Source organism: Campylobacter sp. JMF_08 NE1 (assembly GCF_027737875.1).
GTDB lineage: Bacteria > Campylobacterota > Campylobacteria > Campylobacterales > Campylobacteraceae > Campylobacter_B.
Genome location: NZ_JAOVUC010000002.1, coordinates 60,857 through 76,881 on the forward strand (window position 1 = coordinate 60,857; position 16,025 = coordinate 76,881).

At 41.5% G+C, this 16,025-nt stretch carries 18 protein-coding genes; 7 read left to right on the plus strand and 11 right to left on the minus strand.

Annotated features, from left to right (window positions below):
• Nucleotides 1–111: 111 nt before the first annotated feature.
• Nucleotides 112–687 carry a metallophosphoesterase gene (locus OFN91_RS02225; protein WP_270873112.1) on the plus strand — a complete coding sequence of 192 codons (576 nt, stop codon included), beginning with the start codon at nt 112–114 and terminating at the stop codon, nt 685–687.
• A gap of 232 nt (nt 688–919) precedes the next feature.
• Here OFN91_RS02225 and hypA read toward each other — a convergent pair whose 3' ends face one another.
• From hypA to OFN91_RS02280, 11 genes are all read right to left on the minus strand, one after another.
• Nucleotides 920–1,261: a hydrogenase maturation nickel metallochaperone HypA gene (hypA, locus tag OFN91_RS02230; RefSeq protein ID WP_270862463.1), complete on the minus strand. Its 342-nt coding sequence runs from the start codon at nt 1,259–1,261 to the stop codon at nt 920–922.
• A gap of 15 nt (nt 1,262–1,276) precedes the next feature.
• Nucleotides 1,277–1,981: a hypothetical protein gene (locus OFN91_RS02235; protein WP_270873113.1), complete on the minus strand. Its 705-nt coding sequence runs from the start codon at nt 1,979–1,981 to the stop codon at nt 1,277–1,279.
• A gap of 110 nt (nt 1,982–2,091) precedes the next feature.
• Nucleotides 2,092–2,724 carry a toxin-antitoxin system YwqK family antitoxin gene (locus tag OFN91_RS02240; protein ID WP_270873114.1) on the minus strand — a complete coding sequence of 211 codons (633 nt, stop codon included), beginning with the start codon at nt 2,722–2,724 and terminating at the stop codon, nt 2,092–2,094.
• Between the two features lie 16 nt (nt 2,725–2,740).
• Complete coding sequence (gene hypE, locus OFN91_RS02245; RefSeq protein WP_270873115.1) at nt 2,741–3,745, minus strand: hydrogenase expression/formation protein HypE; 1,005 nt, start codon at nt 3,743–3,745, stop codon at nt 2,741–2,743.
• 37 nt (nt 3,746–3,782) lie between these two features.
• Entirely contained in the window at nt 3,783–4,880 is a 1,098-nt protein-coding gene (gene hypD / locus OFN91_RS02250; RefSeq protein ID WP_270873116.1) for a hydrogenase formation protein HypD, read from the minus strand.
• A gap of 2 nt (nt 4,881–4,882) precedes the next feature.
• Nucleotides 4,883–5,254, minus strand: coding sequence for an MmcQ/YjbR family DNA-binding protein (locus OFN91_RS02255; RefSeq protein WP_270873117.1), 372 nt, complete (start codon nt 5,252–5,254; stop codon nt 4,883–4,885).
• Between the two features lie 8 nt (nt 5,255–5,262).
• The gene (locus OFN91_RS02260) at nt 5,263–5,778 is read right to left on the minus strand and encodes a pyridoxamine 5'-phosphate oxidase family protein (protein ID WP_270873118.1); all 516 of its coding nucleotides are present in this window, start codon (nt 5,776–5,778) and stop codon (nt 5,263–5,265) included.
• A gap of 3 nt (nt 5,779–5,781) precedes the next feature.
• Nucleotides 5,782–6,063, minus strand: a complete 282-nt coding sequence (locus OFN91_RS02265; RefSeq protein ID WP_270869434.1) for a HypC/HybG/HupF family hydrogenase formation chaperone — start codon at nt 6,061–6,063, stop codon at nt 5,782–5,784.
• Nucleotides 6,063–6,884 (minus strand): hydrogenase nickel incorporation protein HypB, encoded by an 822-nt coding sequence (gene hypB, locus OFN91_RS02270; RefSeq protein WP_270873119.1) that lies wholly within the window; start codon nt 6,882–6,884, stop codon nt 6,063–6,065. Before hypB ends, OFN91_RS02265 begins: the two co-directional genes overlap by 1 nt.
• A gap of 10 nt (nt 6,885–6,894) precedes the next feature.
• Nucleotides 6,895–7,320, minus strand: coding sequence for a hypothetical protein (locus tag OFN91_RS02275; RefSeq protein WP_270871784.1), 426 nt, complete (start codon nt 7,318–7,320; stop codon nt 6,895–6,897).
• A gap of 63 nt (nt 7,321–7,383) precedes the next feature.
• The gene (locus tag OFN91_RS02280; RefSeq protein ID WP_270873120.1) at nt 7,384–8,793 is read right to left on the minus strand and encodes an alanine/glycine:cation symporter family protein; all 1,410 of its coding nucleotides are present in this window, start codon (nt 8,791–8,793) and stop codon (nt 7,384–7,386) included.
• 180 nt (nt 8,794–8,973) lie between these two features.
• Between OFN91_RS02280 and OFN91_RS02285 the strand changes: the two genes are divergently transcribed.
• From OFN91_RS02285 to recG, 6 genes are all read left to right on the plus strand, one after another.
• Nucleotides 8,974–9,930 (plus strand): SLAC1 anion channel family protein, encoded by a 957-nt coding sequence (locus OFN91_RS02285; RefSeq protein WP_270873121.1) that lies wholly within the window; start codon nt 8,974–8,976, stop codon nt 9,928–9,930.
• Nucleotides 9,931–10,061: 131 nt separating this feature from the next.
• A complete protein-coding gene (locus tag OFN91_RS02290) occupies nt 10,062–10,997 on the plus strand; it encodes an SPFH domain-containing protein (protein ID WP_270873122.1) in 936 nt (311 codons plus the stop codon).
• Nucleotides 10,994–11,392, plus strand: a complete 399-nt coding sequence (locus tag OFN91_RS02295) for an NfeD family protein (RefSeq protein ID WP_270873123.1) — start codon at nt 10,994–10,996, stop codon at nt 11,390–11,392. Before OFN91_RS02290 ends, OFN91_RS02295 begins: the two co-directional genes overlap by 4 nt.
• 19 nt (nt 11,393–11,411) lie before the next feature.
• The gene (locus OFN91_RS02300; protein WP_270873124.1) at nt 11,412–12,461 is read left to right on the plus strand and encodes a dehypoxanthine futalosine cyclase; all 1,050 of its coding nucleotides are present in this window, start codon (nt 11,412–11,414) and stop codon (nt 12,459–12,461) included.
• The gene (locus tag OFN91_RS02305; RefSeq protein WP_270873125.1) at nt 12,458–13,720 is read left to right on the plus strand and encodes a M16 family metallopeptidase; all 1,263 of its coding nucleotides are present in this window, start codon (nt 12,458–12,460) and stop codon (nt 13,718–13,720) included. The genes OFN91_RS02300 and OFN91_RS02305 overlap by 4 nt, the downstream gene beginning before the upstream one ends.
• A complete protein-coding gene (recG, locus tag OFN91_RS02310; RefSeq protein WP_270873126.1) occupies nt 13,717–15,555 on the plus strand; it encodes an ATP-dependent DNA helicase RecG in 1,839 nt (612 codons plus the stop codon). Before OFN91_RS02305 ends, recG begins: the two co-directional genes overlap by 4 nt.
• Nucleotides 15,556–16,025: the final 470 nt, after the last annotated feature.

Here is a 16,025-nt window from a genome sequence, read left to right on the forward strand (position 1 = left end):
AATCGCCTAAAATTTGCCTATTTTTCAAAATTTACGCTACAATATGCGCTTAAATTTTAAAATTTCACTTCCACACAAAATTTAAAATTTCACCGAATTTAAGGGTTTAAAATGAGTAAAATTTATTTTATCAGCGATTTGCATTTCGGACACGAAAACATCATGAAATACAGCCCAAAATACCGAAATTTTAAGAGCGTGGCCGAAATGGACGAGTATCTAATCGCCCTGTGGAACGACACTGTGAGCGATGATGACATCGTCTATAATCTAGGTGATCTCTCATTTCACAAAGACAGCGCCAAAACAGCGCGGATTTTAGAGCGATTAAACGGCTCGCATAGGCTGATTTTGGGCAATCACGACAAACAAATCATCGCAAACGCCGATTTGCAGGGCTATTTCGACGAAATTTGCGATTATAAATATTTCAAAGCCCCAGGCGTGAAAAAGGGCTTCGTGCTGTTTCACTACCCGATTTTGGAGTGGAACGGCGCGCATTATGGCTCGGTGCATTTATACGGCCATGTGCATGACAAAACCCCGCCACTAAAAGGGCGCGCGATTAATGTTTGCTATGATTATAACGGCAGATTTTTGGAATTTAAAGAAATTTTAAAAATGGCTGAGAAGCTGGATTTTAGCGGGTTTATCCACAACAGTAGCGATGATGAGAGCGAAGAGTAATGGGATTTTTAGCGTGGGTTTGGGTTTTTGGCATAGTTTGGAATACTGTGCCGAAATTTGACAAATTTTAAATTTGCGTGAATTTTCTAAATTCGGCGCAGAATTTAACTTCGCTCAAAATTCAAAGCTTCTTAAAATAAAACGCATCATCTTTTCGATAATCCAAAAATCATCGTATTCGCCGTCAATATAAATTTTGCAATTCTCAAATTCGTTTAAATCCATAGCGCACCTATTCAATCACAAGTTGCATTAGATACAAATCTTCGCCGTCGGTTACTTTTAAATTTCTGCTCCCGCATTTTGGGCAGATGAAGTTGTTTTGCTCCAAAACGCCGTTATATCCGCACTTTTCGCACTCTATAACGACATCTTGGATATGAATTTTTAGCTCGGCATTTTCGCAGACCGTGCCCTGCCTAAACACATCGTAGCAACTCTGCAAATAATGCGCTTCCACGCCACTAAGCCTGCCTACTTTGACTACGATTTCTTTGATTTCTCCGCCACCGTTTTCGTTTAAATTTTTCTCGCAAAGCTCCACTAGGCTTTGCACTATCGACATTTCGTGCATATTATCTCCATTTTATTAAAATGTTTTTATCATCAAATAATTGATTTTTTTCTCAATATCAATACCTGTAACTTCTAAAAAATATTTTCTCAAATCATCTTTGTCTTGTTTTGTAATTATAGGTATAATTTTTTCGCCATGCTTGGTTTTTATAGCTAAAAAACTAAACGAAAATAGACTGCCAAGCGACCCATTTCTGATGATAGAAAGTATCATGAACGGGCAGTAAATCACTATGATTAAACTGCTAAAAGCGTATGCCATATTTATCGCACCCACAAATAAAGAAAAAATCACTACTGCCAAAAAAATAGGCAGCAACATCGTCCTTTTGTCGATAATAAAATTCGTCTCTTTTAGCGAATTTGTTCCTATGGATATAATAGGACTTAGAGCGATTTTAGAATTAAAAAATTTAAATTCATCGTCGTTCGTGCCTATGCGTTTTTTGAACCAAATAGCCAGTATTATTGTCGCAATAATTGACGAAATAAAGATTATATTGTTGTTAAATTCGCTATAAATTGTCCTTGTAGTCATAAAAGTAATAACTCCATTATCAAAAAGTATCTTTGTTAAAATTAAATCAAAAATGGCAGGGAAAAACATATAAAACGAAATTTCTTTTATAAAATCTCTTATAACAATCGGATTTTCGTCATAATTTCGTAAATTTGATTTTTTGACATTTGGTTTATTTTCTAAATTTTCGTTTTCCAAATTTATCCTTTTTCGTTTAAATTTTTCTCGCAAAGCTCCACCAAGCTCTGCACTATCGACATTTCGTGCATATTATTCCTTTAATCAATAATAAATTTTTGCACCAGTTTTTAAAATTTAAACTCATCTCCATTGATTTTTAAATCAACAGAATTATCTTTTTTATTAATGCCTATTTCGGCAACACCGCCATTTTCACCCTTTTTATACCCTTTTAACTCTACAAGTTCTCCTTTATCAAAAATTCCAACTTGGATTAATTCTCCATTTTCGTTCCACATTTTTGCCTCGCCGTTTAATTTATCGTCTATATAAAATCCCTCTTGTTTTTTTACACCATTTTTATGATATATAGTATTAAGCCCGCTTTGTTTTCCATTTTTTAAATTTCCTATAATTTTTATCTCTCCGCTTTCATACCAAGCCGTAATATTTCCGTCTGAAAAACCATTTTTAAATTCTAAAATTGCAAATTTCGCACCATTTTTATAAAACATAGTTCTTGTGCCGTGAAATTCTCCATTTACAATTTCATCTATTGATTTAATTTCGCCACTTGAATATTTCTGAATAATTTTTCCATTGTGATTAGAAAATTTTGATAAGTCAATTAGCTTAGAACCAAATTTTAATATTTTTACTTCTTTATTGTTTTCATCATATCCATCGAAAATACTATAATACAAATAAACACCAAAACCACCAACTAGCAACATCAGAAAAACAAACAAATATTTTTTCATATCACACCCGACAAATTTAGCAAATCCTAGGCAAAAGCTCACCCTTTGGAAGCTCCAAAAATCGCCCTGAGCCATACGCATTTTGGATTATCACCCTATTTTGCGATTTTGCCGCGCCTGTTACTTCGCCGATGATTTCGGCATTTTTATCAAATTTACGCAACACTTCCAAAGCTTTTTCTTCATCGCCGTTAGCAATGACCGCGACAAAAGTGCCTTCGTTTGCCAGTTCGTAAGGCTCAAAACCTAGCAACTCACACACGCCCACGACTTCATCGCTCAGCGCGATTTTTTCTTCAAAAACCAAAATTTCATTGCCCGAAATCTCGGCAAATTCGTTTAGCACAGCGCTCAAACCCCCACGCGTAGCATCTCGCATGGCACTTATTTTCACGCCACTTGCTAGTAGCTCCCCTACTACGCCATTTAGCGGTTTGCAGTCGCTTTTAAGCTCACTTTCAAGCGAAAGCTCATCTCTGGCGGCCAAAATCACAGCCCCGTGTCTGCCGACATCTCCGCTAAGCAGGATTTTATCGCCGATTTTGATATTTTTCGCTTTTATGTTTGGCGCTAGAATTTGCCCTATTCCGCTTGTGTTTATGAAAATCTTGTCGCATTTGCCGTGCGGAACGACCTTGGTATCGCCACAGACAATTTTTACGCCACACTGCTTTGCTGTGTCGGCGATAGAAGCTAAAATTCTCTCAAATTCGGCGAATTCCAGCCCTTCTTCGATGATGAAACCAACACTGATAAAAAGCGGTTTAGCGCCGACCATACAAAGGTCGTTTATCGTGCCACAAACTGCGATTTTACCGATGTCGCCACCGCTAAAAAATATCGGCGTAACGACATACGAATCAGTCGTAAAAGCTAGCTCGCCACTGGGATTTGGCAAAATCGCGCTGTCGTTGCACTCACGCAAAATTTCATTATCAAACGCCCTAAAAATCGTATCATTGATGAGTTTATTCATCTCTTCGCCACCACCACCGTGGCTAAGTAAAATCGTTTTTTTCAAAATTTTATCCTTATTTTGTAAAATTTTACGCAAAATTTTATGAATTTCGTGCGTATTTGAAATACGCAGCACACGCGCCCTCGCTACTTACCATGCACGAGCCTATCGGGTTTTGCGGGGTGCAGACCTTGCCAAAAACCTTGCAATCATAAGGTTTTGCCTTGCCGCGCAGTATCTCGCCACAAATACACGCCCTATTTTCGCCCCTGCTCTGCAAATTTTGCAAAATTTCAGCGAATTTCACTCTCGCGTCAAATTCGGCGAATTCGGCTTTTAGCTTCATACCGCTTTTTGGGATTTCCCCTAGCCCACGCCACGAAAAATCGCAAATTTCAAAATATTTATCTATCAAATTTAACGCGGTTTTGTTGCCGTCAGTCTTAACCACGCGGTCGTATTCGTTATAGACTTCAAAAGTGCCATTTTCAAACTGCGTTACCAAATTTAGCACACCAGCCATAATGTCAAGTGGCTCAAAACCGCTCACGGCGATTGGTTTTTTGTATTTTGTGGCGATATTTTCGTAAATTTTGCTTCCTGTGATGACGCTGACATGGCTAGGTCCCAAAAATGCGTCGATTTTGGCGTCTTTATCTTGCAAAATGGCTTCCACAGGGGCTGGGACGGTTACATGATTTATGTGAAAAAATAGATTTTTAAGCCCCAAATTTATCGCTTTATCGACCAAAACCGCACTCATCGGCGTGGTCGTCTCAAAGCCAATCGCAAAGAAAATGACATTTTTATCAAGGTTTTCTAGGGCGATTTTTAGGGTATCGAGTGGGCTATAAAGTGCGCGTATATCGGCTCCGTTCGCACGCAGTTTTTGCAGGCTCGTGGTGCTTCCAGGGACGCGTAGCATATCAGCCAAAGTGCAAAAAATCACGCCGTCCATACTAGCTAACGCAATGGCTTCATCAATGCGAGTTCTAGGCATTACGCACACAGGACAGCCCGGACCATGCACGAAATTTATATTCTCGCCGACTAAATTTGGCAGACCAAATTTCATAATGCTGTGCGTATGACCGCCACAAATTTCCATTATATTTATGGGCTTTGTGCTTTTTTGCTTTATCGCTTCTGATAGCCCTAAAATCAGCTTTTTATCTCTAAAATCTTTTATCAAATCCATTTTTACTTCTTTGTAAGTTTATAACTTTCTTCGATTAAATCGTATGTCGTCGCCTCGTCGCAAACGCCAAATACCACGCTAATCCAATGCTTTTTGTTCATGTGATACGCCTCTATGACACTCTTACCGTCGCGCAAAATTTCGCCCAAATTCGGCTCGATTTTCAAATTTAAAATATCAAGCGTTTTTTCGCTCATAAACGCGCCAGGTTCGACGCCCAGAGTTTTTACGCTCACGCCCTTCATCAGCACGGCAAACCATTTTTTGTTTTTTTCGTGGCGAAAAACGCAAAAGCCCGGCGCACTTTTCCACAAATACTCAGGCTTTGCGCGATACCTGCGCCAGATTTCTTGGATTAGTGCTTCTGCTTCCACCACGCGCCTTATTTTAAAATTTTTGCTTTCGCTGTCATCTCGTAAATTTTAAATTCATAAATTTTAGTATGACTTAACGCACCCAAAGCCGCTGTCTCGAAAGCGTCCATAAATTTCGCACAGTATTTAGCGCTAAGAATTCGCAAAGCCACTAATTTGGCGTTTTTGTCTGTGATTTCATAGGCTTTTGTTTTTGCGACCACGCTTTTGTATTCGGTCGTAAAAACCCTATTTCCAAGCTCTTTTGAATTATCTTTTATCGCTTCAAATTCGGCGTCGTTTAAATTTGGCACAGCGTTGAAACTGACGCAAACCACGCTTACATCGCGTCCGCCAGTGAAAAGTTCAGCTTTGCGTCCTTTTGTCGCGCCGTGAATAAAAATACTCTCGCCACTACGCACGATTGAAAGCGGAATCGAAAAAATCTCGCCATTATCTCTCATGCATGAAAACACGGCATATTCGGCATTATCGATTATTTCGTAAGCCTCACTAACGCTTAAAGCTCTATCAATTCTACGCAAAATTTAGCCTTTGAAATTCGCTAGCCCCATATCGCCCTCATCTGCCGAAATTTCGCCACTATTCATCTCTTCGGCGATTTGTTCGTAAATTTTCAAGCTCTCTAAGGCGACGGCTGTGTCGATTTTTTCCATCGCAAAGCCCACATGAATAAGCACGAAATCCCCCACGCTAACTGGCTCAGAAATCAGATCCAAGCTCACGCCACGCCTCACACCAAGCGTTTCGACGGTCGCGAAATTATTTTCATCTATTGAAATCACTTTTGACGGGATTGAAAGGCACATTATTTGAATTCCTTTTTAAATTCCAAAAATTTTAGCCATTTTTCCACGCCCTCGCCTGTTTTGCTATCAAGTGCTATGACTGCGGCTTTTGGATTTAGTTTTCGCACTTCTTTTACAACTTCATCAACGCTAAAATCAAAATGCTCGATTAGCGAGTGTTTGGTGACTACGACCAAATCCGCTGCACGAAACATTACAGGGTATTTTGCGACCTTGTCGCTTCCTTCTGTAACGCTTAGAAGCACGACATTTGCGTGTGCGCCGACATCGTAGCTTGCAGGGCAGACGAGATTTCCGACATTTTCTATGAAAACCAAATCAAGCCCAGTGGTATCGAGGTGATGAAGCCCTTCATGCACCATAAATGCGTCTAAATGACATGCTTGTCCTGTGGTGATTTGATGAGCGCGCGCGCCTGCTTGCAATACGCGATCGGCGTCGCGATTGGTTTCTAAATCGCCCTCGATTACGCCGATTTTAAATTTACCGCTTTTGATAGTGGCTTCTAGTAGCGTTGTTTTGCCACTTCCTGGGCTACTCATCAAATTTACGCACAAAATCCCGTCTTCATCAAAATGCTCTCTGATATGCGCTGCTTCGGCATCGTTAGCTGAGAGAATTTTTGTGATTACTTCAACGGTTTTTTTATCATTTAGCACAGGGTGGGCGTGGTCGCCGTGAATTTCGCCGTGCTCGTGCTCGTGCGCATGCCCGTGAGAGTGAGCATGAGCGTGATTATGCTCGTGAGTGTGCGTAACTCCGTCAGAGTGCGTGTGGCTGTGAGTGTGTCCTGTGATAGAACATCCGCAATCTTTACACATTTTTTATCCTTTAATTTGAGATTAAATATATAAGAAAAATTAAAACCAAAGCCCACACCACCGACCAAATAACAAATTTTTTCCAAAATTTATTGCTACTTTGCTCGTGGGTTGCGACTTTGTTTTGTGAGTTTTCGTAAAAATCTTTTGCCCTCATATCCGCGCTACTTAAAACTGCGCGCCTGACATCGACGAATTCGCCATTATAGCGCATTGCCCCGTCTGGTTCGATCCTGTAAGAATCTATTTTTTTAACGCTCCATAAAACTTTATTGGTTGCGCTTTGCATTTTGATTAGGGCTGAAATTTGCCCCTCGCTATCAAGGGCGTAAAATTTTAAAATTTTATCGTATGTAGCCTTGTCGATTTGCCCTAAATCCGCTAAATAATCTAATTTTTCTTTAATACTTTTTTGGTGAAAAGTATGTAAAAACATAAAAATTCCTAATCGTAAAATAACTTACGATTTTACCTAAATTTAATTATTTAACGCTGAAATTTAGCCTTTAATGTAATCGCTGGCATTGTATGCCTTACCCGCGTCAAAATCCCGCAGTAAGCGCACTACAATGCCACTTAAAAGCAAAATCGCAATCAGGTTTGGAATCACCATAAGGCCGTTGAAAAGATCGGCTAGCTCCCAAACAAGGTCGATTTTAAGCAGTGAGCCCATAAAAACAAAGCCAATAACCAAAAGCTGTAAAAATTTCACCCCTTTTGGTCCAAGCAGATAGCGGATATTTATCTCAGCGAAATAATACCAGCCCATAATCGTAGTAAATGCGAAAAACAAAAGACAAATCGCCACAAAGCTATATCCAAGCTCTCTGCCCAAAAAATTCGACGAAAACGCCTCTTGCACGAGTGCAATCCCGCTAAATACAGCCTTGCCATCAGCCCCAAACTCCACCACGCCCGAGGTCAGTATCACAAAAACCGTAATATTTAGCACGATAAATGTATCTATAAAAACGCTCATAATGCCTAGCATGGCTTGATCGACTGGGTGAGCGACATTAGCAGCGGCGTGAGCGTGAGGGGTAGAGCCCATACCAGCTTCGTTGCTAAATAGTCCCCTAGCCACGCCATATCTCATAGCCATAGCGATACTCGCTCCCGTTGCTCCTCCCCATGCTGCACTTGGATCAAAAGCTGATTTGAAAATCAGCGAAATAGCGCCAGGAAGCTCGGAGATATTAGCGCAGATTATGCTAAATCCCACCAAAATGTATAAAATCGCCATAAGTGGGACGACCTTTTCGGCTACGCGCGCGATTGCACGCACGCCGCCGATAAAGATTATTGCGCAAACCACAGCCAAAATTTCACCGACATAGACCTTATCGATATTAAAAGCCTTGCTAAATCCGTCTGAAATGGCGTTTGCTTGCACCATATTTCCCATGCAACCAAGCGCTAAGATTATCGCTATGGCAAAAACCACGGCTAAAATTTTACCAAATTTTCCACCAATTCCTTTTGAGATATAAAACGCAGGACCGCCGATAATATGACCACTTTTATCCTTTGAGCGATAAATTTGAGCTAGACAGATTTCGGCGAAATTTGTAGCCATACCAAAAAACGCAGCCAACCACATCCAAAAAATCGCCCCAGGTCCGCCCATAATCAGCGCAGTGGAGGCTCCCACTAAATTTCCCGTGCCAACCTGCGCCGCAATCGCAGTCGAAATCGCCTGAAACGAGCTCATACCGTGTTTGCCTGCCTTTTTGCCATGGAGCGAAAAATCGCCCAAAAGTCTATTTCCGGCAAGCTTAAATTTTAAAATTTGAACGAATTTTAATCTGATTGTAAAATACACGCCAGTTCCGCAAAGAAGAGCTATGAGAAAGTATGGCCCCCAGATAAATGAGTTTATGTCGGTTACGATTTTGATAAAATTTTCCATTTTGTCCGCCTTAATCTGCCTCGATTTTGTTAAAAATCGATTATTTTACTTTTTTCGCGCTTAATAAAACTTAAAATTTTATAAATTTCAGTTTTAATTTATAATTGTAAGAATTTATGGCGCCAAATTTTGCTAAAATTCGCGCCGTTTTTAAAAAATTTGAAATTCATCGAGGCTAAAATGAATCTAAAAAACGAAAATATCTCCAAACTCTCAAATTTCCCAATTATGTTTTTTGCCGTAACAATGGGGCTTGGCGGGCTTAGTATCGCTTATCGCGCCATTAGCGAGGCGTATGGTGCGCCACATTTTATATTTGAAATTTTGCGATTTTTCGCCCTTGGCGTGTTTGCGCTAATTTCGGCGTTTTACACGGCAAAAATCATCAAATTTCCGCGCGCTGTGCAGGCAGAATTTACCCACCCAATCAAGCTAAGTTTTTTTGCTACATTTTCGATTAGCCTGCTTTTACTAGCCATTGCGTTTAACGATATTAGCGCACTTCATAGCGTATTTTACGGCGTAGCGATGATATTTCATGCGTTTTTGACGCTTTATATCATTTCGTTTTGGATACAAAAAAATATGCTCATCACCCACTCCAATCCAGCGTGGTTTATCCCGATCGTAGGCAATCTCATCGTAGTCATCGCCGCGAGCGAAAAAGGCGAATATCTGTGGTATTTTTTTAGCATTGGGATTTTCTTTTGGATTGTGCTTTTTAGCATTGTTTTTTACCGCATTATTTTTCACGACCAGCTCGCACAAAAATTCGTCCCAACGCTTTTTATAATGATTGCGCCCCCGTCCGTGGCGTTTCTGGGCTATATCAACATCGGCGGCGAGTTTGATATGCTCGCTAAAATTTTGATAAATTTAGTGCTATTTTTCACGCTTTTGATATTTTTCATGGCAAAAAGCTTTTTTGGGCTTAAATTTTTCCTATCATGGTGGGCTTTCACTTTCCCGACAGCGGCTGGGTGCATTGCCTTTATGAAGGCGTATTTTTTAAGCGCGGAAGTGTGGTTTGCAAGGCTCGGGCTTGGTATGTTCGCGCTTTTGTGTGTTTTGATTTGCATAGTTAGCTACCACACTATAAAAGGGCTAATCAACGGCGAAATCTGCGTGCAGGAGTGAAATTTAGCGCAAATTTCGCCAGATATTGCAAAATTTACGCTAGCCAAAACTACCAAAAATCTTAAATTTAGTATTAAACATTAACTTGCTATAATCGCCAAATTTAAATTTTAGAAATTTTAGGAGAAAAAATGGAAGGTTTCGCAGCTACCGTCGTGGTGATTTGTGCGCTAATCGCGCTGGTTTTGAAGCTTGGTGTCAAAATCGTGTCGCAATCTGAGATTATGATTATCGAGCGACTTGGTAAATTTCACAAGGTTTTAGACGGCGGATTTCATGTAATTGTGCCGTTTTTTGACAGCGTGCGTGCTAAAATGAGCGTTCGCGAACAGCTAGTAGATATCACAAAACAGCAAGTCATCACCAAAGACAATGTCAATATCATGGTCGATGGAATCGTATTTTTGAAAATCGTAAATGGCAAAATGGCGCTTTATAATGTCGAGGATTATCGCAAAGCAATATCAAATTTGGCTATGACTACACTTCGTTCAGCAATCGGCGAAATGAGCCTAGATCAGACCCTATCAAGCCGCGATCAACTAAATTCAAAACTCCAAGTCGCCCTTGGCGATGCAGCCGATAACTGGGGCGTGAAAATCATGCGTGTCGAAATTTCAGAAATTTCAGTCCCAAAAGGCATAGAGGACGCTATGAATATGCAAATGAAAGCCGAGCGCGAAAAACGGGCAATCGAGCTAAAAGCCGAAGCCGAAAAAGCTGCCCTAATTCGCACAGCCGAAGCGCAAAAACAAGAAAAAGTGCTAGAAGCTGAGGCAATCGAGCGTATGGCAGACGCGAAAAAATACGAGCAAATCGCCCTAGCCGTGGGTCAAAAACACGCTATGGATAATATCAATATGGCTATGGCTGCGTCGAAATTCGCCGCTGAATACCTGCTCGCGCAAAGTCGCGTAAATGCCTTCAACGAGCTAGCAAAAAGCGCAAGCAAGGACAAAGTCATCATACCGTATGAAACCAGCGAAATCATCGGCTCGCTCTCTGTGCTAAGCGAATTTTTAGGCAAGGCTGGGAATAAAAATTTAATCACGGAAAACAATCAATGAGCCCACTTATTTTTATCATAATTGGCGTTATTTTGGTGATTATCGAGCTTTTGGTGCTTGATTTCACCTTTGTGTTTTTTGGCGCAGGATTTTTGATCGTGGGGCTATTTAGCTTCGCGCTTCCGCTATCATGGGAGGTGCAAATCCTAGCCTCTTTTGTGCTATCTTTCGCGCTTTTACTCGCCCTAAAAAAGCCACTAAAATCCAAATTTTTCAAGCCAACCGAAGAGATTAAAGACAATTTCTTAGACGAGAGTGGCGAGGGCTATGTCAAAGAGGGTATGGTCTATTTCAAGGGCACGCTATGGCAAAGCGATGAGGTAAAAAACATGGCAGAAGGCACGAAAGTGCGCGTGCGTGGCGTCAAAGACGGACAAATCATGCTAGAAAAATAAATCAAAAAGAAGGTTAAATTTGAGTAGAATTACTAAATCACAGGCATTAAATTTGATAAAAAACGCCCCGCTTCACGAGCTTGGAGCTATGGCGTATGAAAAAAAATTAGCTCTTCACCCAGAAAAAATCACGACTTTTGTAGTCGATCGCAACATTAATTACACAAATATCTGCTTTGTGGATTGCAAATTTTGCGCGTTTTGTCGCAAAATAAACGAAAAAGACGCCTATATTTTGAGCTTCGATGAAATCGATGCGAAAATCGACGAACTAATCGCAATCGGCGGAACGCAAATCCTTTTTCAAGGTGGCGTTCATCCGAAACTAAAAATTGATTGGTATGAAAATCTAGTAGAGCACATAGCCCAAAAATACCCGCAAATCACGATTCATGGCTTCTCTGCAATCGAGATTGATTATATCGCTAAAATTTCAAATTTAACGCACAAAGAAGTTTTATCTAGGCTTCAAGCAAAGGGGCTTTACTCAATTCCAGGTGCTGGGGCTGAGATTTTAAGCGATAGAGTTAGGGACATAATCTCGCCTAAAAAAATCGGAGCTGATACTTGGCTAGGTGTGCATAAAGCAGCTCACGAAATAGGCATGAAAACCACAGCCACGATGATGTTTGGCACGGTAGAAACTGACGAAGAAATCATCGAACACTGGGAAAAACTGCGAAATTTGCAAGACGAAACAGGCGGATTTCGCGCTTTTATCTCGTGGAGTTTTCAATCAGCAAACACAAAACTCATCGCCGAACACCCAGAAATCAAAAAAACAAGCTCAAATCGCTATTTAAGGCTTCTAGCCGTAGCAAGGCTGTTTTTGGATAATTTTAAAAATATCCAAAGCTCGTGGGTTACGCAAGGCAGCTACATAGGGCAACTCGCACTTAAATTTGGCGCAAATGATTTGGGTTCGACCATGATGGAAGAAAATGTCGTAAAAGCTGCCGGTGCGTCCTTTCGCATGAGCGCAAACGAAATGATAAGCTTAATCAAAGACATCGGCGAAATCCCGGCTAAACGCAACACAAACTATGATATTTTGGAGATTTATAAATGATAAAAAGCGAAATTTTAGCAAAAAACACCAAAGTAGATTTTCTCACACAAATCGAAAATTCCCTGCCGGTGGCGAGTTTCAAGCTCGTTTTCAAAGCCAGTGGCGCAGTGAGCGAAAAGATAAATGGCCTAGCCAAACTCACCGCAAAAATGCTAAATGAGGGCACAAAGAGCCTAGGGGTAAATAAATTTTACGAAAAACTCGATATTTATGCGATAAATTTCGATATCGACGCAGGGTTTGAGACCTTCGTAATCGAGGTAAATTCGCTCAAAGAACACTTCGAATTTGCCCTAGAAATGCTGGATAACTTGCTAAAAGAACCAAATTTCACAGATGAAATTTTAGATAAAATCAAAACCCAAATTTTAGGCGAAATCGATATTTTAAAGAGCGAATTTGACTATATCGCAAACCAAGGCTTGCAAAACTGCCTTTATTCGGGCACCAAACTAGCCTCCCCGCTAATCGGCGATGAGGATAGTATCGCGCAAATCAGCCTTGAAAATGTCAAGGAATTTTTCGCCTCGCTTGATCTTGCAAACGCCTATGTCCTCGTAGTGGGCGACGCGCAGGGCGCAAGCGATGAGGCTAGCCTTGTGCGCAAAAATATAACCAAAATTTTAGAAAATTTTAATGCCACAAGCGCGCGCGAACTACCCGTTTTTGCGACAAATTCTACACCCAAATCTCAAATCATCGCCCAAAAAAGCGAGCAAGCCTATATCTATTTTGGCGCGCCATTTTTCGTAGAAAAAAGCGAGAAATTCATCGCAAATGTGGCGCTTTTTATCCTTGGTTCGAGCGGATTTGGCTCACGCCTCATGGAAAACATCCGCGTCAAACACGGACTTGCATACTCTGTGTATGCCAGAGCGAATTTCGACCTGTCTAAGCGCGATTTTTGGGGATTTTTGCAGACCAAAAACGAAAATTTAGCCAAAGCCTACGAGCTAATCAAATCCGAAATCGCAAATTTCGTCCAAAACGGCGTAAGCGAGAGCGAGCTAGAAAGTGCGAAAAAATTTATCCTAGGAAGCGCGGTTTTGCAAAAAGAGACTATGTTCAAGCGCGCAAATATCAGTGCCAACGAATACTATCAAGGCTTCGAATTTGGCGAGTTTGAGCGAAATTTAGAGCGCACAAAAAACCTAGATTTGCGCACGCTAAATGAATTTATCGCCTCGCACGCTGAAATTTTAAATTTAAGCTTTTGCGTGGTTTGCTCAGAAGTCGCAAAGTCAAATTTTAAATTATGAAATTTAGCCCCAAAGACAGCGCAACGCTCGCTAAAATCGGCGTTTTTTCATTGCTTGATTTAGCCTTGGCACTTCCAAAAAGCTATGATGATTTCAGCGTCAAAGATGAGCCAAACACAGGCGAAAACACGGTTTTGATCGAGTGCAAAACAGCAAGCCGTCGCGCCAACGGCATGCTCATCATCAGCGCATTTTGCCTAAGCTGGGAGTGCGAGATCAAAATCGTCATCTTCAACGCCAAAAGCTGGCACCACGGCGTCTTTAAAATCGGCAAGCAGATGTTTATCCACGGCAAAAGCGACAACGCTTACGGCGCGTGGCAGTTCGTAAATCCCAAAATCGTCACCAAAGTAGGCGAAATTATCCCCAAATACAAAAACGCCCTCACGGACGCCGCGACGCAAAAGCTCATTTCAAGCTACATTTCCAAGCAGGCCTTGCTTGATGAGGGGCTTGACGAAAATGAGGCTGAATTTTTAATGCAAATTCATCAAAACGACCAAAACAGCGTGCGTTTGGTGCAAAATTTAGAAGAAAACGAAAACGGGCTTGAAATTTTAAAATTCGTTGAAATTTATAATTATTTAAGAAAATTAAAAGCCAAAAAAATGGATTTTAAAGCGCAAATTTACCCTTTAAACGACATTTCCTCGTGGCTTAGCACCCTGCCTTTTACCCCCACAAACGACCAAATAAAGGCGCTTGATGATATCAGAGCCGATCTATCTAGCCCGCTTGCAAGGCGCAGAGTGGTAATGGGCGATGTGGGTTCTGGCAAGACGCTAATAATCCTTGGCGCAGCCTTGCTAAACTACCCACGCACCAGCTATTTAATGGTGCCAACCTCGATTTTAGCCGATCAAATTTACGCAGAAGCGGTGCGACTTTTGCCAGAGTTTATGAATATTTTAGAGGTCAAAGGTGGCGAGAAATCGCTAAATTTAGAGGGCGCGCACCTAGTCATCGGCACGCACGCCCTGCTCTATCATGATTTGACGCCATCAAATCTCATCATGGTCGATGAACAGCACCGCTTCGGCTCAAATCAGCGCGAAAAAATCAACGCCCTCACCCAGTGTGGCGAGTATCGCGCGCATTTCGTGCAATTTAGCGCCACGCCGATCCCGCGCACACTCTCGCTAATCCAATCCGAGCTTGTGAATTTTAGCTTTTTAAAGCAAATGCCTTACGAAAAACATATCCACACGCTAATCTTGCAAAACGCCGGATTTGAGGGCTTTATGAGCCATTTAAAGCGCGAAATCGACAAAGGAAATCAAGCAATCATCGTCTATCCGCTCGTCGAACAATCCGAAAAATTGATTTACCAAAGCGTCGAGGAAGCCGCGCCGTTTTGGCAGGCGAAATTCTCTGGCGTGTATGTTACACACGGGCGCGACAAGGAAAAAGAGGAAATTTTGCTGAAATTCCGCGATAATGGCTCACTGCTAATCACCACAACCGTCGTAGAAGTGGGCATTTCACTACCAAGACTTAGCATAATCTTAATCGTCGGAGCCGAGCGCATGGGGCTAGCCTCGCTTCATCAATTGCGCGGTCGCGTGGGGCGAAACGGTGGCGAGGGCTGGTGCTATCTCTACACGAAATTAAAGCAAGCGCCAGAAAGGCTAAAAGAATTCGCGCAAACGCTAGATGGATTTAAGGTCGCAGGAATTGATCTGAAAAACCGCCAAGGCGGGGATTTGCTCGATGGCTCGGTTCAGCACGGAGCGACATTTTCGTGGTATGATTACGAAGAAGATATAACCGAACGAGCCAAAAGCAGAGCGGAAAATTTCGCCGATACGCAAACAAGTAGCGAGATTAAATTTTAAAATCGCCAAATTTGCCCTGATTTGTCATTGCGAGCTAGTGGAGTAAATTCGCCCTGATTTGTCATCGCAAGATTTCCGCTACCGCAAGTTTTTAAATACTGCCCTGATTTTGTCATTGCGAGCGTAGCGAAAATTCCTTTGCCTCTAATTTGTCATTGCGAGTAGCGAAGCGACGAAGCAATCTACGAGTTTAAAATTCAAAGTGCGTGTTTTTGTTGTCATTGCGAGCGTAGCGAAGCAATCCAGGGAAATTCAGATAAATTTTGATAAATTGAAATTCTCTCTAAATTTTACTGGATTGACTTCGCCTACGGCTCGTCCAAACCTGTCGTGCTTCGCACGCCACCGCTACGCTTGTTTTGCTTCGAAAACTTCGTTTTCTCGCAATAACATATTTTTTTGTCATTGCGAGCGTAGCGAAAATTCCTTTGCCTCTAATTTGTCATTGCGAGTAGCGAAGCGACGAAGCA

Bases quoted from the DNA above. Each gene is read 5' to 3' on its own strand.
- OFN91_RS02305 (WP_270873125.1), top strand. From the start codon at position 12,458: ATGATAAAAAGCGAAATTTTAGCAAAAAACACCAAAGTAGATTTTCTC.
- hypB (WP_270873119.1), bottom strand. From the start codon at position 6,884: ATGTGTAAAGATTGCGGATGTTCTATCACAGGACACACTCACAGCCAC.
- OFN91_RS02285 (WP_270873121.1), top strand. From the start codon at position 8,974: ATGAATCTAAAAAACGAAAATATCTCCAAACTCTCAAATTTCCCAATT.
- OFN91_RS02280 (WP_270873120.1), bottom strand. From the start codon at position 8,793: ATGGAAAATTTTATCAAAATCGTAACCGACATAAACTCATTTATCTGG.
- OFN91_RS02240 (WP_270873114.1), bottom strand. From the start codon at position 2,724: ATGAAAAAATATTTGTTTGTTTTTCTGATGTTGCTAGTTGGTGGTTTT.
- OFN91_RS02275 (WP_270871784.1), bottom strand. From the start codon at position 7,320: ATGTTTTTACATACTTTTCACCAAAAAAGTATTAAAGAAAAATTAGAT.
- OFN91_RS02225 (WP_270873112.1), top strand. From the start codon at position 112: ATGAGTAAAATTTATTTTATCAGCGATTTGCATTTCGGACACGAAAAC.
- hypA (WP_270862463.1), bottom strand. From the start codon at position 1,261: ATGCACGAAATGTCGATAGTGCAAAGCCTAGTGGAGCTTTGCGAGAAA.
- OFN91_RS02265 (WP_270869434.1), bottom strand. From the start codon at position 6,063: ATGTGCCTTTCAATCCCGTCAAAAGTGATTTCAATAGATGAAAATAAT.
- recG (WP_270873126.1), top strand. From the start codon at position 13,717: ATGAAATTTAGCCCCAAAGACAGCGCAACGCTCGCTAAAATCGGCGTT.
- OFN91_RS02295 (WP_270873123.1), top strand. From the start codon at position 10,994: ATGAGCCCACTTATTTTTATCATAATTGGCGTTATTTTGGTGATTATC.
- hypD (WP_270873116.1), bottom strand. From the start codon at position 4,880: ATGGATTTGATAAAAGATTTTAGAGATAAAAAGCTGATTTTAGGGCTA.
- OFN91_RS02290 (WP_270873122.1), top strand. From the start codon at position 10,062: ATGGAAGGTTTCGCAGCTACCGTCGTGGTGATTTGTGCGCTAATCGCG.